The sequence below is a fragment of the Streptomyces sp. NPDC102270 genome, from assembly GCF_044766405.1.
Lineage (GTDB): Bacteria > Actinomycetota > Actinomycetes > Streptomycetales > Streptomycetaceae > Streptomyces.
Map to the genome: position 1 here is coordinate 149968 of NZ_JBIWLX010000011.1, position 22076 is coordinate 172043.

Annotated in this window: 18 protein-coding genes; 10 read left to right on the forward strand and 8 right to left on the reverse strand. The window is 71.3% G+C overall.

What is annotated here, in order from left to right; genetic code table 11:
• Positions 1-43: 43 nt before the first annotated feature.
• On the reverse strand, positions 44-664 hold the full coding sequence (locus ACIRP7_RS24100; protein WP_403663067.1) for an NADPH-dependent FMN reductase: 621 nt from the start codon (positions 662-664) through the stop codon (positions 44-46).
• Positions 665-870: 206 nt separating this feature from the next.
• On the opposite strand from ACIRP7_RS24100, the gene ACIRP7_RS24105 reads away from it, so the two are divergent.
• Positions 871-1872 carry an acetamidase/formamidase family protein gene (locus tag ACIRP7_RS24105; RefSeq protein WP_403663070.1) on the forward strand — a complete coding sequence of 334 codons (1002 nt, stop codon included), beginning with the start codon at positions 871-873 and terminating at the stop codon, positions 1870-1872.
• Between the two features lie 52 nt (positions 1873-1924).
• Here the strand turns inward: ACIRP7_RS24105 and ACIRP7_RS24110 are convergent, their stop codons facing one another.
• Entirely contained in the window at positions 1925-2947 is a 1023-nt protein-coding gene (locus ACIRP7_RS24110; protein ID WP_403663073.1) for an NADPH:quinone reductase, read from the reverse strand.
• A 187-nt stretch (positions 2948-3134) separates the two neighbouring features.
• Between ACIRP7_RS24110 and ACIRP7_RS24115 the strand changes: the two genes are divergently transcribed.
• Positions 3135-4331: a cytochrome P450 gene (locus tag ACIRP7_RS24115; protein ID WP_403663075.1), complete on the forward strand. Its 1197-nt coding sequence runs from the start codon at positions 3135-3137 to the stop codon at positions 4329-4331.
• A 154-nt stretch (positions 4332-4485) separates the two neighbouring features.
• On the opposite strand, the gene ACIRP7_RS24120 is transcribed toward ACIRP7_RS24115, so the two are convergent.
• Positions 4486-6093, reverse strand: a complete 1608-nt coding sequence (locus ACIRP7_RS24120; protein ID WP_403663078.1) for a bifunctional 3-(3-hydroxy-phenyl)propionate/3-hydroxycinnamic acid hydroxylase — start codon at positions 6091-6093, stop codon at positions 4486-4488.
• 788 nt (positions 6094-6881) lie between these two features.
• Here ACIRP7_RS24120 and ACIRP7_RS24125 point away from each other — a divergent pair.
• Positions 6882-7988 (forward strand): LuxR C-terminal-related transcriptional regulator, encoded by a 1107-nt coding sequence (locus tag ACIRP7_RS24125; RefSeq protein ID WP_403663081.1) that lies wholly within the window; start codon positions 6882-6884, stop codon positions 7986-7988.
• Positions 7989-8023: 35 nt separating this feature from the next.
• On the opposite strand, the gene ACIRP7_RS24130 is transcribed toward ACIRP7_RS24125, so the two are convergent.
• The 4 genes from ACIRP7_RS24130 to ACIRP7_RS24145 are packed head-to-tail and all read right to left on the reverse strand — an operon-like array spanning position 8024 to position 11899.
• On the reverse strand, positions 8024-8995 hold the full coding sequence (locus ACIRP7_RS24130) for an ROK family protein (protein WP_403663083.1): 972 nt from the start codon (positions 8993-8995) through the stop codon (positions 8024-8026).
• The gene (locus ACIRP7_RS24135) at positions 8992-9657 is read right to left on the reverse strand and encodes an HAD-IA family hydrolase (RefSeq protein WP_403663086.1); all 666 of its coding nucleotides are present in this window, start codon (positions 9655-9657) and stop codon (positions 8992-8994) included. Before ACIRP7_RS24135 ends, ACIRP7_RS24130 begins: the two co-directional genes overlap by 4 nt.
• The gene (locus ACIRP7_RS24140; protein ID WP_403663089.1) at positions 9654-10742 is read right to left on the reverse strand and encodes a Gfo/Idh/MocA family protein; all 1089 of its coding nucleotides are present in this window, start codon (positions 10740-10742) and stop codon (positions 9654-9656) included. The genes ACIRP7_RS24135 and ACIRP7_RS24140 overlap by 4 nt, the downstream gene beginning before the upstream one ends.
• Entirely contained in the window at positions 10739-11899 is a 1161-nt protein-coding gene (locus ACIRP7_RS24145) for a DegT/DnrJ/EryC1/StrS family aminotransferase (RefSeq protein ID WP_403663092.1), read from the reverse strand. Before ACIRP7_RS24145 ends, ACIRP7_RS24140 begins: the two co-directional genes overlap by 4 nt.
• A gap of 416 nt (positions 11900-12315) precedes the next feature.
• On the opposite strand from ACIRP7_RS24145, the gene ACIRP7_RS24150 reads away from it, so the two are divergent.
• On the forward strand, positions 12316-13545 hold the full coding sequence (locus tag ACIRP7_RS24150) for a cytochrome P450 (RefSeq protein WP_403663094.1): 1230 nt from the start codon (positions 12316-12318) through the stop codon (positions 13543-13545).
• Between the two features lie 6 nt (positions 13546-13551).
• A complete protein-coding gene (locus ACIRP7_RS24155) occupies positions 13552-14787 on the forward strand; it encodes a CaiB/BaiF CoA transferase family protein (protein ID WP_403663097.1) in 1236 nt (411 codons plus the stop codon).
• A gap of 111 nt (positions 14788-14898) precedes the next feature.
• Here ACIRP7_RS24155 and ACIRP7_RS24160 read toward each other — a convergent pair whose 3' ends face one another.
• The gene (locus ACIRP7_RS24160; protein WP_403663100.1) at positions 14899-16248 is read right to left on the reverse strand and encodes a LuxR C-terminal-related transcriptional regulator; all 1350 of its coding nucleotides are present in this window, start codon (positions 16246-16248) and stop codon (positions 14899-14901) included.
• Positions 16249-16629: 381 nt separating this feature from the next.
• Here ACIRP7_RS24160 and ACIRP7_RS24165 point away from each other — a divergent pair, with 381 nt between their 5' ends.
• From ACIRP7_RS24165 to ACIRP7_RS24185, 5 genes are all read left to right on the forward strand, one after another.
• Positions 16630-17082, forward strand: a complete 453-nt coding sequence (locus tag ACIRP7_RS24165) for a type II 3-dehydroquinate dehydratase (protein ID WP_403663103.1) — start codon at positions 16630-16632, stop codon at positions 17080-17082.
• 168 nt (positions 17083-17250) lie between these two features.
• On the forward strand, positions 17251-18516 hold the full coding sequence (locus ACIRP7_RS24170) for a 3-deoxy-7-phosphoheptulonate synthase (RefSeq protein ID WP_403663106.1): 1266 nt from the start codon (positions 17251-17253) through the stop codon (positions 18514-18516).
• Positions 18501-19523 (forward strand): LLM class flavin-dependent oxidoreductase, encoded by a 1023-nt coding sequence (locus ACIRP7_RS24175; protein ID WP_403663109.1) that lies wholly within the window; start codon positions 18501-18503, stop codon positions 19521-19523. Before ACIRP7_RS24170 ends, ACIRP7_RS24175 begins: the two co-directional genes overlap by 16 nt.
• A gap of 104 nt (positions 19524-19627) precedes the next feature.
• The gene (locus ACIRP7_RS24180) at positions 19628-20305 is read left to right on the forward strand and encodes an SDR family NAD(P)-dependent oxidoreductase (protein WP_403663112.1); all 678 of its coding nucleotides are present in this window, start codon (positions 19628-19630) and stop codon (positions 20303-20305) included.
• A 205-nt stretch (positions 20306-20510) separates the two neighbouring features.
• Positions 20511-22076 carry a class I adenylate-forming enzyme family protein gene (locus ACIRP7_RS24185; RefSeq protein ID WP_403663115.1) on the forward strand — a complete coding sequence of 522 codons (1566 nt, stop codon included), beginning with the start codon at positions 20511-20513 and terminating at the stop codon, positions 22074-22076.

Here is a 22076-nt window from a genome sequence, read left to right on the forward strand (position 1 = left end):
GAACCCCCTGCGGGCGGGTACGGCGGTCAGCCGTGGGGACCGCTCACTGCCGGGGCTGGATGAACGACATCAACGGGACGACCGCGTGCCGTCCGGCCTCCTCCTTGATGGCATGCTGGAGGGAGGTGAGCTGGATGTCCACGAGTCGCCGGGTCCTCGGATCCGTGAGGACGGTCGTGAGCTCACCGCCCTCGGCCTGGACGTCCTCCATCTTGGCCGGAGCCTCGCTGAGGTGCACCCATGGGCCGCTGACCACGAACGCGTGGCAGTCGTGCAGCACGCGGCCCAGATCGCTCAGGGCGTTGCGGCCGAGGCCGTGGCCGGGCGTGGCCACCATGGTGACGACGCATTTGGCCAGCAGAGAGGACCTGGTCATCGGACGAGAGGCCCAGTCGATGGCGTTCTTGAGCACACCCGGGATGGAACCGTTGTACTCCGGAGTCGCGATGACCAGGCCGTCCGCCTCGGCGATCGCCGTGCGCAGCCGCTGTACCGGCTGCGGGCAGTCCGCGACGTCGAGGTCCTGGTTGTAGAGGGGCACCTCACCCAGGCCGTCGAAGAGTTCGATCTCCATTCCCTCGGGTGCCAGCTGGGGCAGCGCACGCAGTAGCCGCGTGTTGAACGAGTCCTGACGCAGTGACCCGGAAATGGCGAGAATACGCAACGAAAAAACTCCCTGTTGTGTTTTTCAAAACGCCTCACCGTAACAGCACGTCCGGCCGGTCATGGGTCTTTTTCGGCCTTATTGGTGAGCCGTTTACATGCTCCGTCCGGTCCCCTCGCGGGGCCATCCGTCAGATTGGTAGTTCTCGGCTCCATGGTCCACGAGACCTTGCTGGGGCGGCAGTTCGCTGTCTACCTTCAGTCGGCATGACAACGTATACGGTGGAATCCACGCACAAAACGGTGCGTTCCGGAGTACTCGACCCAAAGGTGCCACCCGCCGTCACGATCAAATCCGGGGACGAGGTCGACTACCCGAATACGTGGACGAATTGGCAGAACGAGATGAAATTCGGCATGTCGTTCGCCGAGCGCGCACGCCTGCGGGAGCAGTATCCGGGTTGCCCCTTCCAGCTAATCGGGCCGGTGGAAATGGCCGGTTCCCAGCCCGGAGACGTCATCGAATGCCGACTCGTGCGGCTGCGGCTCGCGGACTGGGGGTGCAACGTCTTCCCGACCGGTGCGGGGGCGCTTCCGCACGATTTCGACGAGCCGTACACGCACTACTTCCGCTTCGACGAGACCCGGACCCGCGCCGACTACGTGCACGGGATCTCGTTCGCCCTGGCACCGTTCCTCGGCATCGTCGCGGTCGAGCCGGCCGGTGACGACCTGGTCAGCGCGCTTCCGGCCGGCGCCTACGGCGGCAACCTGGCGCTGCGCGAACTCACCGTCGGCTCGTCGCTGTTCCTACCCGTGGCCAAGCCCGGCGGACGGATCTGGGTGGGCGACGTACACGCACTGCAGGGGGACGGCCTCGTGGACCAGACGGCGATCAAATCCACTGCGGAGGAACTGCGGATGCGCTACGACCTGCACCGGGGCGTCGGACTGGACCGACCGTTGGCCGAGACCGACACCCACTGGATCGGCTTCGGCTTCGCCGACAACCTCGACGACGCCCTGATCGACTGCCTCCGCGGCATGATCAGCTGGTTGAGCGTCGCCACCGGCGTCGGCGCCGCCGAGGCGTACGCGCTGTGCAGCATCTCGGCGAGCTTCCGCGTCACCCAGTACGCCGACCAGCGCGGCGCCCCGCACGTCGGCCTCGCCGGACCGCCGAAGGGCGTGCACGGCCTGCTGCCGAAGGACATCTTCCCGGCGGACCTGCGGGCGCGCGTCGACCGGTGGCTGCGTCCGGACAGCTGACGGGCCCGTCGGGCTGCCGGACGGCACCCGTCCGGGCGATGAACGCCGACTCTCAGCCGAGGTCGATCAGAACTTTGCCGGTCACCCCGCCCTCGACCGCGTCGTGGGCGTCGCCGGTGCGGTCGAGCGGGTAGCGGTGGAGCGGCAGCCCCGCGCCCTCACCCACGTTCAGGGCGCCGTCCGCGACCGCCGCGGTGACGTCCGCCGCGGCGGCGTCCTTCTCCTCGGGTGACAGCGTCAGCGTCAGCACGAACTGGTAGCGCAGATTCCGGCCCATCAGAAGCCGGGTGGGCAGCCGGACTTCGCCGTCGCCCTCCGTCCCGTAGGCGGCGACCGTGCCGCCCGGGGCGAGCACCTCGAGATCGAGGCCGAGGTTCGCGGACGGCGCCACCTCGGTGATCAGGCTCACCCCCGCGGGCGCGATCGCGCGGATGTCCGCCGCGGCGCTGTCCGACCGGTGGTGCACCACATGCCCGGCGCCCGCGGCGCGCGCCAGTTTCTCCTTCTCCGGGCTGCCGACCGTCGCGATCACCGTCGCGCCGCTCCACGTCGCGAGCTGGACCGCCGCGTGGCCGACACCCCCCGCGCCGCCCGCCACCAGCACGGTGTGCCCGACCAGCGTGTCCGGACCGAGGCGGGCCGGTGCCTGCTGCGCCGAGGTCAGACACCGGTGCGCCACCAGCGCGGGCAGCCCGATGCTCGCACCCAGTTCCAGCGAGGCGCCCGGCGGCAGTTGTACCGCCTGGCGGGACGGCAGCACCACGAACTCGGCGGCGGTGCCCTGTGGCCGCCGCCACGCCGACTCCCACATCCACACCCGCTGCCCTACGCGCTCCGCGGCGACGCCGGGGCCGACGGCCTCGATCACGCCGCTGCCGTCGTGATGGGGGATCACCTCGGGGTACATCAGGCGTCCTTCGGCATGACCGAACCGGCGGCACTTCCAGTCGGTGGCGTTCACCCCCGAGATCGCCACCCGGACCAGGACCTCGCCGGCGCCCGGCTCCGGTACCGGCCGGTCGACCAGTCGGAGGACATCCTGTTTTCCCACCGACGAATAGACGATCGCCTTCACTGGCACTCCTTCGACAGGGAGCCGCTGTGGAACCGGAAGCCGTCCCACGGCCGCGAGGCTAACCGCCGCGGCTCCGGCGGCACAGCGCTTCCGGTGATGCCTGTCAAGGTGAGGGATGGCGGGACGTCCGGGGATCACTAACGTCGCTTCGGTCCGCCGGTTCTGCCCGGCCTGAGGAGGATGTCGTATGGCAGCGCCCATCACCCACCAGCAACTCGTGGACCGGACCGACCACTTCGCCCCGCCGACGGTTCTGACCGAGGCGGCGCCGTTGTCCCGCATGCTCTACCCGGACGGGCACGTCGGCTGGCTGGCCACCGGGCTCGAGGTGGCCAAGGAGGTGCTGAGCAGCCCCGCGTTCAGCCACAACTTCCATTCGGCGCACTTCCCGATGCTGAAGAAGGGGGAGCCGTTCTCCCCCATGCCGATCATCCCGGGCATGTTCATTCACATGGACCCGCCCGAGCACACGCGCTACCGCGGCATGCTCACCGCCGAGTTCGGCACGCGCCGTATGGCCGAACTCGCCCCGCGCATCAAGGAGATCGCGGCCGGACAACTGGACGCCCTGCGCGCCCAGGGCTCGCCCGCCGACCTGCTGCCCGCCTACATCCGGCCGCTGGTGCTGCGGGTGCTCTCCGAGGTCGTCGGAGTGCCCTACGAGGACACCCCCACGCTGGCCGCGCTGGCGGACACCGCCAATGACGACGACGTCCCGCTGGAGGACGAGTTCGCCGCCGAGAAGCGGGCGTTCTTCCTCACCCGTGACCTGGTCGAGCGGGCCAGGACCTCGCCCGGGGACGACGTCCTGGGACGGCTGACGGCGGTCGAGGGACTCTCCGACCGTGAGATCACCAACATGCTGCTGGTGGTGTTCGTCGCCGGTTTCGCCACGTGTGAGGGAGCGGTGGCGGCCGCGGCACTTGCCCTGCTCCATCACGGCGAGCAGTTCGAGGCCTTCCGCGCCGCGGCGGAATCGGGCGAGGGGACCGAGTCGGAGGTCGAAGAAGTGCTGCGCTACACCACCGTGAACCAGTATCAGATCTTCCGCACGGCGCTGGAGGACACGAGCCTGCACGGCGAACTGGTCCGCAAGGGAGAAACGGTGACCGTCTCGCTGCCGGCGGCGAACCGCGACCCTGCTCAGTTCGGCTGCCCCGCGCACCTGGACCTGGGCAGGGAGGACGCCTCCGGCCACATCGCGTTCGGCTACGGCGCCCACGCGTGCGTCGGTCAGCGCCTCGGGCGCGCCGTGCTGGGCACCGCGCTGGAGACGCTCGTACAGGGACTGCCGGGGCTGGCTCTGGAGGAGCCGCTGGAGGACATCCCGCTGCGGGCCCGTACACCCGTGCTGAGTGTGCAGAGGCTGCCCGTGCGCTGGTAGGCCGGCGTCCGACCCGTGACAACGCCCGGCCGGTGGACCCGGCCGGGCGTTCGGCGTGCCTGGTTCACCAGGGTGATGTCACCGGGCCGTGCACATGGCCCTCACGACTCTCGGGCAGGGACCCCGCCCGTCCTCTGCCGGTGGCCCGGCCCGGTCAGTGAGCTCGCGCGACCGGGGCGCCCCGCACCTGTGCGCGCAGTTCGTCGACGAGCGCCGAGGCGCCGCCCGGCGCGGCGGTGCCGAACACGTGGTAGTCGGGGCGGACGAGGACAGTCGCCGCGCCGAGTCGTTCGAGACAGGCGTGGTAGACGCCCTCGACGTCCCGCACCCTGCCCGGCCCGGCCGGTGAGCCGGGCGGCGCCAGACGTACCACGCGAGTCCCGAGACCGGCCAGGAACGCCCCGTGGGCGTCGCTCAGTTCGGCCGGGTCCTCCGTGGTGATCAGGACGAAGCCGGTGCCGATGACCTGATCGAAACGGCCACGCACGCCGTCGGCCTCCACCGTGCCGGCCATCATGACCTCGCCCGCACCACCGCACCCGTCCCCGGCCGGCCGCAGCAGTCCCTTCGTCAGCGGCTCGGCGGGGGGCGGGCCCTGTGGCCCGCGGCCACCGCCGTTGGCCAGGATCGCCGAGTCCCGGTCGGCCGCCGCGGCCGGGTCGGTCACACAGATCACCCGGCCCAGCTTGACCGACGCGGTGATCGACGCCTTGGCCTGCAGACGGCGTTCGAGTGTGTAGGTGTCGAGCAGCCGGTCCGGCGCCCGGTCCGTCAGCACCAGGTCGAGCTTCCAGGCGAGGTTGACGACGTCCCGGATGCCGGCGCACATGCCCTGTCCGGCGAACGGAGGCATCAGGTGGGCGGCGTCCCCGGCGAGGAAGACCCGGCCCGAACGCCACTGGTCCGCCCACATGGCGCGGAACTGGTACGTGGCGTTGCGCAGCAGCGTGGCCGTGGCCGGGGTGACCCCGTGCGGGGCGAGCAGGCGCCAGGCGGCCTCGGTGGTGTCCAGCTCCGCGGCGCTCTCGCCCGGCAGGCGCATGAACTCCCAGCGGCGGCGCCCCGGCCCGCTGCCGACCATCGTCGTGGGGCGTGCCGGGTCGCACAGCTGCACATTCGTCGGGAGGAATTCGCGGGGGGTGTCGAGCCGGACGTCACAGAGCAGCCACTCGTAGGAGAAGCCGAGGTCCGTGACGGACACGCCGATGTGTTCGCGCACGAAGCTGTTGGCGCCGTCGCAGCCCACCAGGTACCGGGCGGTGAACGTGCGCGTCGCGCCGCCCTCGGTGACCGCGGTCGCCGTGACACCCGTGGGCGTGCGGGCGATGTCCACCACGCGGTGGCCCACATGCGTCTTGACGCCCGGGAGCATCGCCATCCGTTTCGCGAGCAGCTCTTCGAGCGCCGGCTGGTGCATCGTGTTGGCGTCCGGCCAGCCGTACCGGCCGACGCGGCTGAACGCGATGTCGAGCAGGGGCCGGTGACTGGCGCTACGCCATTGGTAGCCGGTCGCCGGCTCGGAGATCCCGGCCAGGTCGTCGCCGATACCGGTGGCCGCGAGCAGGCGTGCGGTCTCCCCGTCGAAACTCGTCGCGCGGGGCAGCGGATATGGCTCGGGCCGGCGCTCGAGGACGCACACCCGATGGCCTCGGTCGGCAAGGAGGATGGCGAGTACGGCGCCCACCGGGCCCCGGCCGACGATGATGACGTCCGTGTCGGGGGTGTCCGGGCAGGGTTCGGGCGGATGTGGTGTGCCGGGCATGTCCAGAGGCCTCCGTACCGCGACAGGTGATGCGGCGGGCAACGGCTTCGGAACGCTACCGGCGGCCTGCGTGGCGTTGTCAAGGCCCGACCAGGGAGATAATCGTATGACTGTCAGGCTGAGGGATGCTGGGGCTGCTGAGGTCGGCGTAGCCTGACGGCGGCGCACGAAGTTGGTGCGCGCACCGACAACGGGGGGATGACGTCGAGATGCCATGGAAGCCGCTCCTGTCCCCGACGCGGTCCGAAGTGAAGCCGTTCGCGGCCTGCCGCCGTGAGCGATGACGTAGCCGGGGCGGTCGCCGAGTCCTGACCGGGCGTGGCGGTACGGGGAAACGTCCCCGGCTGCTGTCCCGCTCCGGCGCACGGGCCGGAGCAACGCGGGCGGTCGGCCGAATCGATTCACCACACCTATGTGTGTGCATGCGACGGCGCACAGCACCTCACCGGTGGCACCGCAGGGTCTTCCCACGGGGAACCGATCGCGGTCCGGCCGGTTTTGACACGGCGTCGAGAGCGGACGCCGGTCTCACCGCACAGTTCGTCGAATTGGGGGATTCAATGGTCGGGCAAGCACGCGAACTGGATGCCTGTGAAGAATCGCCACTGCCAGCCTGCGTCGCGCCCGACTGCGTCACCGCTGGAATCCTGACCCGGGCCCACGAGCGCTGGCAGGAAGGCGGCCTCCGGGATGCCATAGCCCTCGCCGAAGAGGCGGTCACGGTGGACTGCGACCGCTGCGACAGGTGCTGTTCCGCTTACGCGGGTCTGCTGCTGACACTGTTCCTCGTGGGCATCCGCCACGTGGAGGAGGCGGCAGACCTGCAGAGCCGGCTCATCGCGTCGCCCGAGGTGCGGGACGACCCCCAACTCGTCGCGGGCACCACGCTCGTGGGGGCGAAGGTGGCACTCGCCGCCGGTGACCACGCGAACGCGGCCGGGCTCGCCGAACAAGGCCTGCGCCTCGCGGCCGAGACCGGCCAGACCGCCTGGACCCCGATCGGGAACCTGGTGCTGGCCACGACGACTCTGCGCCGGGGCGACATCTCGGCCGCGCTGCACTACAGCGGCAAGCTCGAGGAGGACGCGGTGTTCGCCCGGGAGATGTTCCCGATCGGACAGTCCGCGTGGGCCGTCGTGCAGCTCAGCGAAGCGGGCAAGGGGCGGGACAAGGCCGCGGCCCTCGCCCGGGAACTGCTCGAGTCCGAGACGTTCACCCGCCGCCTGCTGGTGGCGGATCCCGCGGCGGTGCCCTGGCTGGTCCGGCTGCTGCTCCGGGTCGGCGAGCGCGGCCCTGCCCGCACGGGAGTCCGTTTCGCCGAGCGGCTCGCCGCCGAGAACCCGGACATCGACTCGGTCGGCGCCGCCGTCCTGCACGCCGCCGCACTGCTGGATGGCGACCTCGACAAGCTGCGGCGTGCCGCGGAGTCCCACACCGATCCATGGGCACGCGCCTCGGTACTGGAGGACATCGGCGTCCGGCTCTGCGAAGGGCGGGAGGAATCCCCGGAGGCGGCGAGGCATTTCGAGCGCGCGATGAACGCCTACACCCGGATGGGTTCGCTGCGCGACTCGTCGCGGGTCATGAGCCGGTTGCGGAGCATCAACGCCAGCCCGCGCTCCCGTGAGCGGTGCCGGCCGCGCAGCGGCGTCCGGGGACTGACCGACACGGAGTACGCCGTGGCGAAGCTGGTCTCCCAAGGGCTGACCAACGGCGAGACGGCGGAACAACTGTTCCTGTCCCGGCACACCGTCGCCTTCCACCTGCGCAAGGTGTTCCAGAAGGTCGGGGTCAAGTCCCGGCTCGAACTGGCCGTCATCTGGCACGAACTCGACACCGGCCCCGTCGGCCCGGCCGTCGACGTCGCGTCCTTACCGAGCTACAGCCGGATCTGACGGGCCGTCGCTCCGCGCTCGCGTGCCCGCCCTGCTCAGCCCGGTGGAACACGGCTCGCCAGGGTGGCGGTACGTGCCGGGCCCCGCCCCAGGACGCGGGCGAGGGCCACGGCCCCGTGCAGCGACGTGAGCCCGCCCCGGCAGGACGCCCGTACCGGTGGTGCGGGTACGCCGGGCCGGGCCAGCGCGTGCAGATGGTGCGCCACCATGTCGACGAAGCCGGGCAGCCCGGTGGCGAATCCGCCGCCCACGACCACGAGTCCGGGGTGCATCAGCTCCCGGACGCCGGTGACCGCGAGCGCGATCCGGTGACAGGTGCGGTCCACGGCCTGTACGGCCCACGACTCCTGGTGTGCGAGGCCCTCCCGCAACCGCCGGTACGTCACGTCGGCGCCGTGCAGCAGGCTCGCCCGGGCCAGTGTGGCCGGGCCGGAAGCGATGGACTGCAGACAGCCCCGCCGGCCGCACCGGCAGGGCGGACCGTCCGGGTCGGTCACCACATGACCGAGTTCGAACGAGCCGCGGCCGAGGCCGGGGAGCGGGCCGGTGCCAGAGGTGAGGCCACCTCCGACGCCGGTCCCGACCCCGACATACAGCACGTCGGCGCAGCCGGTCGCCTCCGCCTCCGCCAGCGCGGCCAGGTCTCCGTCGTCGGCCCAGCCGACGAGCGTGTCCGGGAACAGCTCCGCCATGGCGCAACGGACGTCCAGGCCGATCCACTCGGGTCGGCTCGGCCAGACCACCACGCGGTCGTCCGGGCCGACGGTGGCGGGCAGCGCGATGCCCACAGCGGCGAACCCGCCCGGAACCTCCCGGTGCAACAGGTCGACCTCGGTGGCGAGCCGGGCCATGTCGGCGGCGACACCGCGGCCGTGCCAGCGCGCGACGCGCTCACGGACCTCCCCGCCCGGGGTCTCCGCACGCAGGGCCACCTTGGTGCCGCCGATGTCCATGCCGAGCCAGGCCGCCGGCTCCCGGGAGCCGGCGGCCGCGTAAGGCGGGTTCATCCCAGGCCGCCGACCGGAACCGGGGGACACCAGGCCAGCAGATCCGCGGGAGCCTTCAGGACCAGGTCGGGTCCGGCATTCAGCAGACCGTCCTCGTCGACCGTCGCCCATGTCGCCCCGGCGGAGGTGACGCCCGCGCCCCGGGCGCTGTGGATGTCCGCGGGAGCGTCCCCCACCATGATCGTCTCCTCGGCCCGGGCATCGAGCAGCCGCAGGGCCCGGAACACGATGTCCGGCGCCGGTTTGGGGCGCGCGACCTCGTCGGATCCGATCACATGGTCGAAGAATTCGACGATGCGCAGGGTCTCCAGCAGTGAGCGGGCCCGCACCCCGGCCTTCCCGGTGGCCACGGCGAGCCCCAGCCCGCGGGCCCGCAGGGTCTCCAGCAGGTCCACGATGCCGTCGATCACCGGGACCTGGTCGGCGAGCCGGTAGCTCTCGCGGACGAACGGCTCCTCCATCTCCAGCGGGAGGCCCATGATGCGCATGATCTCCGGAAAGTACAGGCCCTGGTACCGCTGGTACTCCGCGAACGGGGCGGGGCCGTCACCGACCACCTCGGCGTACGCGGCGGTGAAGGCCCTGCCCATGACCTCGTGGCTGTCGACCAGGACGCCGTCGAGGTCGAAGATCACCGCGCCGCGTGGCGTGACGGTCGTCATCTCTCACCTGCCTTGAACTCGGCCGGTCCGGCCGGCACCAGGGACGTGGCCGCGGCAGCGTAGATCGCTTCGATGGCCATGACGATTCGGTGGGCGCCCTCGATCGCCCGGCCCCGGGACGAGGGCAGCGTGCTCAGTGTGGAGAGCTGACGGTCGTACTCGGCGCCGACCGGTTGCGCGGGCACCCGGATGTCGCTGATCTCTCCCGCCCGGACATGGGTGAGCCCGGGCCGCGGTACGCGGTGGGGGCTGAACCCGAAGGTGCAGCGCAAGGTCGCGGTCCCGGCGGTGCCCTCGACCCGGATCGTGGTGACGTCGTGCGTCGCGCCGTGCGAGGCCCAGCTGGCCTGCAGTCCGACGGAGAGGCCGCCCTCGGCGACCAGGAAGGCGCGCACGGTGTCCTCGACATCGGCGGTGGTGCTCGGAGCCGGCTGGTCGTGGCGCCAGGCCGCTGTCCAGTCGGCGTCGTTCACATGGTCGTCCGTGGTGACCGCCGCCACCTGATCGAACGTCAACGGACCGACGATCGCGTCGAGCACGTCGAGAAGGTGCCAGCCCAGGTCGAACAGGACGCCGCCGCCCGCCTGCGAGCGGTTGGTGAACCAGCCCTTGGCCTGTGGCACCCCGCGGGCCCGGATCCAGGACAGGTCGACATTGCGGACACGGCCCAGCGCCGGGACCAGCCGGGCCAGTTCGACGACGTCGGCCCGGTGCCGGAAGGCGCTGCCCGCCAACAGGGGTGCACCGCCCCGCAGTTCCGCGTCGGCGAGGAGTTCGGCCTCACCGACGGAGAGACACACCGGCTTCTCCACGAACGTGGCCAGCCCGCGCAGCAGGAGATCCCGGGCCACCGGGGCATGGGCGTGGTTGGGGACGGCGACGACGGCGAGGTCGGCCTGCCGGGTGTCGAAGGCACCGGGATCCGCGAACGCCGGGCGTCCGGTCGCGGCGGTGAACGCGGCGCGGCGCGCCGGATCGGGGTCGGCCCCGGCCACGACGTCGTAGCCGTCGTGGGCCCGCAGCCGGGGAAGCCAGATCTCCTGGCCGGACCAGCCGAGTCCGACCAGGAACGTGCGTACGGTCATCCGGCGCGCACCAGCTCGGCCACGATGGCGGCGGCGTCCGTCAGCGCCGGTACGGAGCCGAGCAGCGTCCGGTGGTGCAGCCAGACGCAGTCCGCGCTGATGGCCTCGGCGTTCGGGCACCGCGCGGCCACCTCGTCCACCGTCCCGTCCGGGGCGTTGACCTCCCAGAAGGCGTCGGTCCGGTAGATCGCGCGGAACGCCGCGAACGCGGGGAGCCCCGCCTCCACCAGCCGGTCCACCAGGGCGTTGCGCCGCTCCTCGGACCAGCCGGGCAGCCGGAACATGGCCATGTAGTGGGGGTTGCGGTCGGTGCGGCCGTCGTCGGCCTGCGGCTCGACGCCGGGGATGTCGGCCAGCAGTGCGGACAGCACCGGCCACCGCTCCTCACGGACCGTGATCTGTCCGTCCAGCCGGACGAGTTGAGCGCGCAGCACCGCGGCCGAGAACTCGTTGAGCCGCATGTTGGTGCCGGCCACCTGGTGCAGGTAGTGACGGTCGGTGCGGGGGCGGCCGCAGGAGTGCCGCAGGAACGCCCTTTCGTACATCTCCTCGTCGGGGAAGACGAGGGCGCCGCCTTCGCCGGCGGTCATCAGCTTGCCGTTCTGGAAGCTGAACGCGGCGATCGAGCCCAGTTCGCCGACCCGTCGGCCACGCCACCGCGCCCCGTGGGCGTGCGCCGCGTCCTGGAGCAGCGCCACGCCGGCGTCGGCGGCGAGCTTCTCCAGCCCGTCCATGTCCGCCATCAGCCCGGCCATGTGTACGGGCATGATCACCTTGGTGCGCGGGGTGATGGCCGCCGCCACCGCGGCGACGTCGATGCAGTACGTTCCGGGGTCCACGTCCACGGGCACGCTGACCGCGCCGAGCCGCTGTACCGCCTGCGAGGACGAGATGAAGGTGAACGCGGGCACGATCACCTCGTCGCCCGGGCCGACGCCCATGGTCTGCAGGGCCAGCTCCAGCGCGTGCGTTCCGTTGGTGACGGCCAGCGCGTACCGGGCACCGTGGTACTCGGCGAACTCCTCCTCGAAGGCGGTCACTTCGCCGCCTCCCATGCGCCACCACTGGCCCTGCGCCAGCGCACGCTCGAGAGCCTCGCGTTCGGTGTCGTCGAACTGGGGCCAGGCCGGGAAGATCGGTGCGGGCCGGGGATTCATGCTGGCTACTCTCCTCTTGTCTCCCGCCCGCAACGGTGGGTTCCCTCCGAGCAGCCTCGGCCGTCCACCGTGGAGAGGGTCCATGTCCTGCGCCGTCTCGCGGACCGCCCCGGAGAATTCGGCAGGGCAGCCGTCGGCGAGGTGATCGAGTGTCGCTTCACCGTAGGCAGCCGGTCACGGCCGTCGCATCGCACGACCTGGTAGTACCCGGCCGGGGGACCGTAGCGGCGGGGCGCGGACCACTCGTACGGCGGCTTCGCGGGGGAGCGCGCACTACCTGTGTGAAGGATGCCGGGGCGTCCGCCGCGAGCCTACGGTGGCGAGCGGGCAGCGCAACCCGCCCCGGGACGGGCCACCGGCCCGCCGGCGCGCCGAGGCTGCCGCTCTCTCACCCCCGTCGCGGAAGGGCCCGGATCATGACCCGCCCCGTCGTCAGCCCCGATGAGCTCGACTCCCTGGACTTCGCCGACCCTCGGCTGCATGCCGAGCGGGACCTCACCGAGGTGTGGCGTCATCTGCGTGCGCAGCGGCCGTTCTACTGGCAGCCCCCGCGAGAGGACCGTCCAGGCTTCTGGGTGCTCAGTCGTTACGCCGACGCGATGGCCGTCTACCGTGACAAGGAGCACTTCACCACCGAGCACGGGAACGCCCTGGAGAACCTCCTCATCGGAGGGGACCCGGCGGCCGGCTCCATGCTCGCGGTCACCGACGGCCCGAAGCACACCCGGTTGCGCAACGTCCTCAACTCCGCGTTCGCGCCGAAGACGCTCGCACGGATCCGCCACAGCCTGCGCCGCAGCATCGACGACCTCCTCGCCGTCGCCCTGGAGAAGGGCGAGTGCGACTTCGTCCGCGAGGTGTCGGCGAGCATCCCCCTGGGCGCCATCTGCGACCTCCTGGGTGTGCCGGAGGCCGACCACCGGTACCTGCTGGACCGCACCTCGCACGCCTGGAGCTCCGACGAGGCCGACGCCTCCCCGGAGGCGACCTGGCAGGCGAAGAGCGAACTCCTGCTGTACTTCTCCGACGTGGCCTCGACGCGGCGCGGCCACGACGCCGACGACGTGATCAGCCTGCTGGCCAACTGCCGTATCGACGGTGAGCCGATCAGCGACCGCGACCTGATGGCCAACTGCTACGGGTTGATCATCGGCGGCGACGAGACCGGGCGGCACGCGATCTCCAGCGGCCTGAAGGCACTGATCGAGCACCCGGAGCAGTGGCGGGCGCTCAAGGACGGCACGGCCGATCTCACGACCGCCGCCGACGAGATACTGCGCTGGACCGTGCCGTCGCTGCACAGCGGCCGGACGGCCACCGCCGACACCGAGGTGAACGGCCGGCTGATCAAGGAGGGCGACATCGTCACCGTGTGGACCTCCTCGGCCAACCGCGACGCCGAGGTGTTCCCCGACCCGGACCGCTTCACCCTGGAACGCTCCCCGAACAAGCATCTGACGTTTGCCTTCGGCTCGCACATCTGCCTGGGGCACAACCTGGCGCGGATCGAGGTGGAGGAGGTGCTCGGCGCCCTGCGCAGCCAGGTCTCCTCGGCCGAGCAGACCGGGCCCGAGGAGTGGATCTACTCGAGCATCCTGCACGGCATGAGTTCCCTGCCGGTGGCGCTCACTCCCGAGGGGCGGTGACGCGGGATGCCCCGGACACAACCGCCCGCGGGCACCGGCCTGCCGCTCGCGGGTATCACCGTGGTCGCCGTCGAGCAGGCGGTGGCGGCGCCGCTGGCCACCCGTCACATGGCCGACCTCGGCGCCCGCGTGATCAAGGTGGAACGCCCGGACGGCGGGGACTTCGCGCGGAGTTACGACACCAGCATGGGCGGACTGGCCAGTCACTTCGTCTGGCTCAACCGGGGCAAGGAATCCGTCACTCTCGACCTGAAGTCGCCCGGCGGGCGCCAGGTCCTGGCCGAGCTCGCCGCCACCGCCGACGTGTTCGTGCAGAACCTCGCCCCGGGCGCGGCCGTGCGCCTCGGCTTCGGGGCCACCGAGCTGAGAGCCCGGCACCCGCGACTGGTGACCGTCGACATGTCGGGGTACGGAAGCACCGGCCCCTACCGGGACAAGCGGGCCTACGACATGCTCATCCAGTGCGAGGCGGCCCTGGTCTCGGTGACCGGGGCGGCCGACCGCCCGGCGAAGGCGGGCATCCCCGCCGCCGACATCGCGGCGGGCATGTACGCCCTGTCCGCGACCCTCGCCGCCCTGGTGGGACGGGGGGTGGGCGGTGAGGGCGCCGCGCTGGAGATCTCGATGCTGGAGGCGACCAGCGAATGGATGGGTTACCAGATCTATCACGCCCAGGGGACCGGACGTTCGCCCGGTCGCATGGGCCTGTCGCATCCCAGCGTGGCGCCCTACGACGCGTTTCCCACGGCCGACGGCGCGGACGTGGTCATCGGAGTGCAGAACGACCGGGAGTGGGCGAGGTTCGCCGCGGAGTTCCTGGGCCGGCCCGACCTTGCGACCGACCCGGCCTGGGCGACGAACGTGGCCCGGGTGCGGCACCGCGAGGAGGTGGACGCGCTGGTAGCCGAGCACACCTCGGCGACGACCGCGGACCGGCTCGTGGCCTGCCTGGACGCCATCGGCATCGCGTCCGGCCGCGTCAACGGGGTCGGTGACCTGCTGGATCATCCGCAACTGGCCGCGCGCCGCCGCTGGCGTCCGGTGGAGACCCCCGGCGGTACCGTACGCGGACTGCTTCCGCCATTCACCGTCGACGGCGTCGAGTTGCCGATGGGGCCGGTCCCGGCACTCGGCGAGCACACCGCGCCGGTGCTGCGCGAGCTGGGCTACTCCGCCGCGGACATCGCCGCCCTGCGACGCCGCGGTGCCGTCTCCTGCGTGACGGAGAACTCCCTGGCCTGAGCCGGGGACGGGTCCGGGTGCGCACGGACGGCGCGGCGGAACCGCACCGTCGACGAGGCCGCCGCCCCACAGGGCGGCGGCGCTGTCCGTTCCCGTCGCAGGACGCTTCTGCTACGAGCACAGCCGGGGCCGGCCCGCCGCGACGACGCTCGTCGTGTGCTCGCGTATCCCCGTATGCCGGACGGCCAGGTCGTTCCACGCGCTCGCCAGTTGCACGCGGGACTCCACGCCCAGCTTGCGGAAGATCTTCCGCAGGTGGAATGCGATGGTGTGCGGCGACAGGAAGAGCTGGCCCGCGGTCTGCCCGTTGGTGAAGCCCTGGGCGACCAGATGCGCTACGGCGTACTCGGTGTCGGTCAGTTCCGGGATCTCCCGCCTTCGCTGATGCCGGCCCACCACGCCGGCGTCCGCGGTGCTGTGGTGCAGCTGGGACTCGATGCGTGAGGCGTCCCGCCACGCTCCGGTCTGCGTGTAGGTGTCCAGCGCCTGCTGCAGGTCACGCGCCGGGGCGGTCCGGTCGTCGGCACCGCGGGCGAGCATGACAGCGATGTCCTCGTTGGCCGACGCCTTCGCCCAGGGATCGACGTGCGACTCGGCGGCGAGCCGGAGCTTGCCGAGGTCTTCGTCGTGCAGTCCGGCGGCGTGGGCCGCGGCTGCCTGCAACGAGCTGAAGTGCGGGTTCTCGGCGGCCAGTTGCTGACAGATCCGAACGCCGTGTGCCGCCAGCTGCTTGCGGTCGCAGTTCATCATGAGCCGGACGAGCCAGGGCAGTGCCGCGGGTTCGGCGATCGAGAGCTGGCGTACGGCCGCGTCCGCGGCGAGCAGCTCGGCGCCCAGCGGCACAGCGCTGCGTCGGCCCTTCTTGGCCTCGGCGATCTGGATCACCGCCCAGGCGGCCTGGCCGACATGGAGCATCTCCCGCTGGAAGACGGTGTCTTCCTTCAGCTTCTGCGCGTAGCGGACGGCCGTGGACAGATGACCCTGGCGCAGTGCGGACTGCGCCAGCACGAAGTGCCCGAGCGGTGTCCAGGCCCTGAGTCCGGACCGCTTGGCTTCGCCGAGTCCGGCGGTGGCGAATTTTGCCGCTTTCCCGAAGTCACCGGTGGCGAGGACGACTTCGGACCTGACGAGTGTCGCGGTTGCGGTCAACTGGTCGTCGCCGCGCGCCTGGACGAGTTCGTCGACGGTCTCCATCACGGCTTGTGCGTAGTCCGTTCTTCGCACCTGTGCGAGCAGGAGGCTCAGGACGAACGCGGCCTCCGCGCGGCAGGGACTGTCCGCCGTGCATCCGTCGTGCAGCGCCTGTTCGGCGGAGCCGATGCCGTCGTCCAGCCGGCCGTCGCGCCAGGAGCGCCGGGCCGCCGAGACGAAGGGGGCGGTACGGCACGACGATGCCGTGCATTCCAGTGGAGATACCGTCGTGTGGGGAGTGTCGCACTCGGCTACCATGCTGTTCTGCAAAGTAAACCCCCGCTTGCGAAATACGAACCGACATGCCTGAAGGAGCCTATGGGCGGCTTCTCGCGGTTGTCAACGGTGGCTATTTGGGGGCAGCAATTCGATTTTGAAAGGCGAGTTTACGCTAACGGAAAATTTGACTCATCTTTTGCTGGCTCTTGTTTGACTTGTGGTCCGCGAGGAGCCCGATGAGGTGTGCGATGTCGCATGTTTGCGTGAGGTGCGGCCTGGGCAAACCGTTGAGCTGGGCTGATTTGACGTTCGGTATGTCGGCGGTCAGGACTGTCAAGTCATGCGGTTGTGGTGCGAGTGGGGGTGGGTGAGTCTTGCGGCTGGGTCGTGATGGTGTCCGACGGCCGGATTCCGCCGCACGGAGAGGTGGGCATGAGCGCCATTCTTTTGTTGAACGGGCCGAATCTTGGAATTCTTGGCGAACGTGAGCCGGAATTGTATGGCCGGGAAACCCTCGGTGATATTGAGAAAATGGTTGCGATCGAAGTTGCGGAAGTGGGCTGGGAAGTGATTTCGGTCCAGCGGGAAGGGGAGGGTGAGCTGGTGCGGGCCGTGCACGAGCACCGTTCCACGACGGTCGGTGCCCTCGTGAACCCCGGTGCCCTGATGATCGCCGGCTGGAGCCTCAGGGATGCGCTGGCGGCCTACGGTCCCCCGTGGATTGAGGTGCACCTGACAAACGTGTGGGCCCGGGAACAGTTCCGGCACGAATCCGTTCTCGCGCCGCTCGCCTCCGGCGTGGTCGTCGGTCTCGGTGCTTTCGGCTACCGGCTGGCGGCACGGGCGCTCGTGCAGTTGTGCGAAGCCGGTGCTGGGCAGTCGTGAGCCTCAGGGCCGGCACGCCGACGTCGTGTTCCTGCCACCACACCGGGAGCGGACAGTGATGACCGCCGAACGGGCCGCGGCCGGCTTTCCGCCGCCGGGCACCCGGAACCCCCGCCACGGACGGCCGGGGACCGTGACGCCGCGCGACGCCGTGTCCCCGCCGCGCCGATGATGCACCTGGGTCTGTCGGGTGCCGGCCCGGCCCCGCTGCCGCTCGCGGCCGCGGTCACCCGGCCCACGGCGCAACAGCCCGACTGGCCGGATCCGGCCGGCGTGCGAGCCGTCCGCGAGGCGTTGCGTACGGCGTCACCGCTGGTACTGCCCGCCGAGGCCGACCGCCTCACGGCCCGGCTCGCGGAGGCGGCGCGCGGTGAGGCCTTCGTTCTGCAGGGCGGGGACTGCGCCGAGACCTTCGCCGGCAACACCGAGTCGCATCTGCGGGGGAACCTCGACCTGCTGGCCCGTATGGCCGCCGTGCTCACCAGCGCCGGCGGCCTGCCCGTGGTCCGGCTGGCCCGGATGGCCGGCCAGTACGCCAAGCCTCGCTCGGCCGCGGTGGACGCCCGCGGGCTGCCCGTCTACCGCGGTGACATGATCAACGGCCTCACCGCGACCTCGGCGGAGCGGGCGCCCGACCCCGACCGGATGCTCCGGGCCCATGCCGCCTCGGCGGTCGCGATGAACTTCGTGCGGGCCTGGACGGGCGGCGAGGTCTTCACCGGCCACGAGGCGCTGGTGCTCGACTACGAGTGCGCGCTGCTGCGGCAGGGGGCGCCCGGAGACCGCCGGCCGTACAGCGGTTCGGCACACTTCCTGTGGATCGGAGAGCGGACGCGCCGGCTCGACGGAGCCCACATCGGGTTCGCCGAACTGCTGGCCAACCCCGTCGGAGTGAAGCTGGGGCCCACGACCACTCCGGAGGAAGCCGTCGAATACGTACGGCGGCTGGACCCGGACGGAGTACCTGGCCGGCTGACGCTGGTGAGCCGGATGGGACACCGGAGGGTGCGCGACGTGCTGCCGCCGATCGTCGAGAAGGTGACCGCGCTGGGACACCAGGTGGTCTGGCAGTGCGACCCCATGCACGGCAACACCTTCGTCGCACCGACCGGCCACAAGACCCGGCGCGTCGACCACGTCCTCGACGAACTCGCCGGGTACTTCGAGGTGCACCGGCGGCTCGGCACCCACCCCGGCGGCGCCCATCTGGAGCTGACCGGGGACGACGTCACCGAGTGCCTGGGCGCGGGCGTCGGCGAGGCGGATCTGCCGCACCGTTACGAGACCGCGTGCGACCCCCGGCTGAACACCCGTCAGGCGATGGAAGTGGCCACGCTCCTGGCAGAACTGATCCGCTCCGCACCACGCGCCGACGGAGTGGCCTGCCACTGCCACGGGCGTCCTGACAGGATGTCCGCATGGAACTTGGACTGATCAGTCTCGCCGACCTGACCCCGGATCCGGCGACCGGCGACATCGCGCCCGGCGGCAGGCGGATCTCCGACATCGTGCGCGCCGCCGTGCTCGCCGACGAGGCGGGCCTGGACGTCTTCGCCGTCGGAGAACACCACCATCCGAACTACGCGGTGTCCTCACCCGCCGTCGTGCTCGCCGCGATCGCCCAGGCCACCACGCGCATCAAACTCACCAGCGCGACGACGCTGATCGGGGTCCTCGACCCGGTACGGGTGTACGAGGACTTCGCCACCGTGGACCTGATCTCCGGCGGCCGCACCGAGATCACCGTGGGCCGAGGCGCGTTCCCCGAGCCTTTCGAGCTGTTCGGATATGAATTCGACGACTACGACAGTCTGTTCACCGACCACTTCGAGCTGCTGCGCAAGATCGCCGCCCAGCCCTGGGTCAGCTGGTCGGGCCGCCACCGCGCGCCGCTCACCAGCGCCGGGGTCGTACCCCGCGCCAACCGCTACCCGCTGCCCGTCTGGGTCGGCGTCGGCGGAAACCGGGGGAGTGCGACGCGGGCCGGATCGCTCGGCGTACCCATCCTCGTCGGCGCCACCGGCGGTGCCCTCTCCCGCTTCGTCGAGACGTTCACCGCGTTCCGGGCGGCGGCGGAGAAGGCGGGGCACGACCCGGCGGAACTGCCGGTCGCCACCACGAACTACCTTCACGTCGCGAGCAACCCCGCCGAGGTGGACCGCTTCTACGCCCACTGGGCCGCGTACGCCGCGCATCACTCCCGGGGCCGGCTCCAGGGGCAGCGCGAGGTGTTCGACCTGCAGCGGGGCGAGGACGGCGCGCTGCTGCTCGGCAGCCCGCAGCAGATCGTGGATCGGATCGGGCGCCACCACGAACTGTTCGGGCACGACCGGTTGCTCGCCCAGATCGACCTCGGCGGGATGCCCTTCGCACGGGTCGCCGAGATCATCGAGATTCTCGGCGCCGAAGTGCTCCCCGCCGTACGCAAGTTGACCCGCTGACCCACGCGACGACTACCAACCCGACCGATGTCGGCCGGGCTCGGACCGCCCTACTCTCTGGCGCATGCGGGCGAATCGGCCCGTGCCGGACGGAAGGTGGGGAAATGTCGCAGGTGGCGATCATTGCCGGAGCCGGTACCGACACCGTGGCCGCCACGGCGCTCGCGCTGGCCGCGGACGGATTCGACGTGGCACTGCTCGACGCCGACGAATCCGCCTGCATGACCACGGCGGCCCAGGTCAAGGATCTGGGCCGCCGGGCGATGGCGGTGCGCACCGACTGGACCGACGGAGAGTCGGCCGACGCCGCGATCGAGCAGGTGTGCGCCGGCCTCGGCAATCCGTCGGTCCTGCTCACCGTCGTCCCGGTGGCCGGCCCCGGGCAACTGCACGCGCTCACCCAGGAGCAGTGGACCGATACGACCGCCGTACCGCTGCGCGCGGTCTTCCTGGCCTGCCAGGCCGTACTCGACCCCATGATCAAGAACGGCGGCGGCCGGATCATCACGGTCGCGGACGGTGCGGGCGCGGAGACCGAGAACGCCACCGTCCGTACCGCGCTCGAGGGCCTCACCCGGACCCTGGCGCTCGAACTGGCGCCGCTGGGCATCACGGCCCATCTCCTCACCACGCCCCGCCCCGTCGACCAACTCGGCACCCGGGCGGGCCGGACCCCCACCGCGGCGGAATTCTCCGCGCGGGCAGCCCGGACCGTCACGATGCTCACCGGGACCGCCGCCGACTCCCTCACCGGGCAGGCCCTGCGTGTGGGCACCCCCTGACAGCCGTCGACAGTGACCGCACGGTGGCCCTGCCGGGCTACCAGCCCGAGGGATGTGAGCCCGCCCGGCCGGAACCTACGGTGGTCGGCATCAGGGCGCAGGTCGATGCACCCCGCCGGAAGATCCCTGTACACCCGGCCCGGACATGCCGACACGCCATGCCCGAACGTGCCTGTTGACCACCGAGTCGCATTGGAGAACGTAGGTGCAAGGCCATGAGCACTACGTGCGCCAGATCCTCGCGAAGCTGAGCGCCGAACCCGGTGGCGTCCCGCTCGTTCACCGGGACACGCCGACCACCGCCCGCGAGCTGGCGGACTCCGTCGTCTCCGCCGCGGCCCGGATGCGCGAGCACGGTGTCGGCCCCGGCAGCGCGGTGGCCGTACTGACGAACCCGAACACGCCCGAGACTCTGATACTGCGCTACGCGGCAAACCTGGTGGGCGCCACCGCGGTGCACATCCGCGGTGTCAACGCGGTCGACCCCTCCGACGAACTGTCCGCCGAGGCGCAACTCGGCATCCTCATGGACGTGAAGCCGGCCATGCTCGCCATCGACCGGGACAACATCGCGCGGGCCCTGGAACTCTGCGGTTCCCTGCCCGAGCGTCCCCCGGTCGCGGTGCTCGGCGGCGGTGGCGTCCTCCCGACCGCGATCGACCTGTCCGTCCCCGGTGACATCGACCTCACCACCGCCGAGCAGGGCACGATCGCCGTCGTGACCTACACCAGCGGCTCCACGGGCAAGCCCAAAGGCGTCAGTTGGCCCTACACGGTCAAGAACGAGATGGTCGCGACATCCGCGGTCCGCGGCGACCGCGCCCGCTGCCTGGTCACCGCGCCCCTCACCCACTCGAGCGGCGCCACCGCGGACGACACGATCGTCGCCGGCGGCGTCGTCGTACTGCACCACGGCTTCGACGCCGCCGACGTGCTGCGGGCCGTCCCCCGCCACGGGATCACCCGCCTCGTGCTCGGCGCACCGCAGGTGAACGCGCTGGCCGAACACCCCGATACGGCAAACACCGACCTGACGAGCTTGCGCGAGCTGTTCTACACCGGCAGCCCCGCCGCGCCCGAGAGGCTCGCCCACGCGGTGAAGGCGCTCGGCCCCGTGCTCTTCCAGGTCTACGGCACCAGCGAGACCGGACTGGTCAGCCTGCTGACGCCGCAGGACCACCTGGATCCGGAGCTGCGCGCCACCGTCGGCCGCCCGCCGGAAGCCGTCCGGGTGAGCATCCGCTCCGTCGCCGACGGCCGGGAACTGCCCGTCGGCGAGGCCGGCGAGGTGTGTGTCATCGGCCGGTGGCAGATGGCCGGCTACTGGAACGAACCCGAACTGACGGCGCGTACGGTGCGGGACGGCTGGGTGCACACCGGGGACATCGGACACCTCGACGAGGCGGGCTGGCTGCACCTGCACGGCCGGATCGCGGACGTCATCAAGGTCAAGGGCATCAAGGTCCATCCGAGCGCCGTCGAGCGCGTGCTTCTGGAGCACCCGGGTGTGGAGGCCGCCGCGGTCTTCGGCGTCGAGGACGAGCAGCGCGTCGAGCGGATCTGCGCCGCCGTGGTGCCGCGCGACGGCGTGACCCTGGACCGCGCGGTACTGGAACGGCACATCACCGCCGAGCTGTCGGCGAACCATGTGCCCGCCGAGATCGAACTGCGGGAAACGCTGCCGCTGGTGGGTCCCGGCAAGCCGGACCGGGTGCGGCTGCGCACCGAGGCCGTGGCACGGGCCGCGCGGGCCGAAGGGACGGCGAGCTGA

What these genes read in the sequence shown, in the direction of transcription:
- ACIRP7_RS24105 (WP_403663070.1), top strand. Translation starts at nt 871, where the DNA reads ATGACAACGTATACGGTGGAATCCACGCACAAAACGGTGCGTTCCGGA.
- ACIRP7_RS24115 (WP_403663075.1), top strand. Translation starts at nt 3,135, where the DNA reads ATGGCAGCGCCCATCACCCACCAGCAACTCGTGGACCGGACCGACCAC.
- ACIRP7_RS24120 (WP_403663078.1), bottom strand. Translation starts at nt 6,093, where the DNA reads ATGCCCGGCACACCACATCCGCCCGAACCCTGCCCGGACACCCCCGAC.
- ACIRP7_RS24130 (WP_403663083.1), bottom strand. Translation starts at nt 8,995, where the DNA reads ATGAACCCGCCTTACGCGGCCGCCGGCTCCCGGGAGCCGGCGGCCTGG.
- ACIRP7_RS24135 (WP_403663086.1), bottom strand. Translation starts at nt 9,657, where the DNA reads ATGACGACCGTCACGCCACGCGGCGCGGTGATCTTCGACCTCGACGGC.
- ACIRP7_RS24140 (WP_403663089.1), bottom strand. Translation starts at nt 10,742, where the DNA reads ATGACCGTACGCACGTTCCTGGTCGGACTCGGCTGGTCCGGCCAGGAG.
- ACIRP7_RS24145 (WP_403663092.1), bottom strand. Translation starts at nt 11,899, where the DNA reads ATGAATCCCCGGCCCGCACCGATCTTCCCGGCCTGGCCCCAGTTCGAC.
- ACIRP7_RS24150 (WP_403663094.1), top strand. Translation starts at nt 12,316, where the DNA reads ATGACCCGCCCCGTCGTCAGCCCCGATGAGCTCGACTCCCTGGACTTC.
- ACIRP7_RS24155 (WP_403663097.1), top strand. Translation starts at nt 13,552, where the DNA reads ATGCCCCGGACACAACCGCCCGCGGGCACCGGCCTGCCGCTCGCGGGT.
- ACIRP7_RS24165 (WP_403663103.1), top strand. Translation starts at nt 16,630, where the DNA reads ATGAGCGCCATTCTTTTGTTGAACGGGCCGAATCTTGGAATTCTTGGC.
- ACIRP7_RS24170 (WP_403663106.1), top strand. Translation starts at nt 17,251, where the DNA reads ATGATGCACCTGGGTCTGTCGGGTGCCGGCCCGGCCCCGCTGCCGCTC.
- ACIRP7_RS24175 (WP_403663109.1), top strand. Translation starts at nt 18,501, where the DNA reads ATGGAACTTGGACTGATCAGTCTCGCCGACCTGACCCCGGATCCGGCG.
- ACIRP7_RS24180 (WP_403663112.1), top strand. Translation starts at nt 19,628, where the DNA reads ATGTCGCAGGTGGCGATCATTGCCGGAGCCGGTACCGACACCGTGGCC.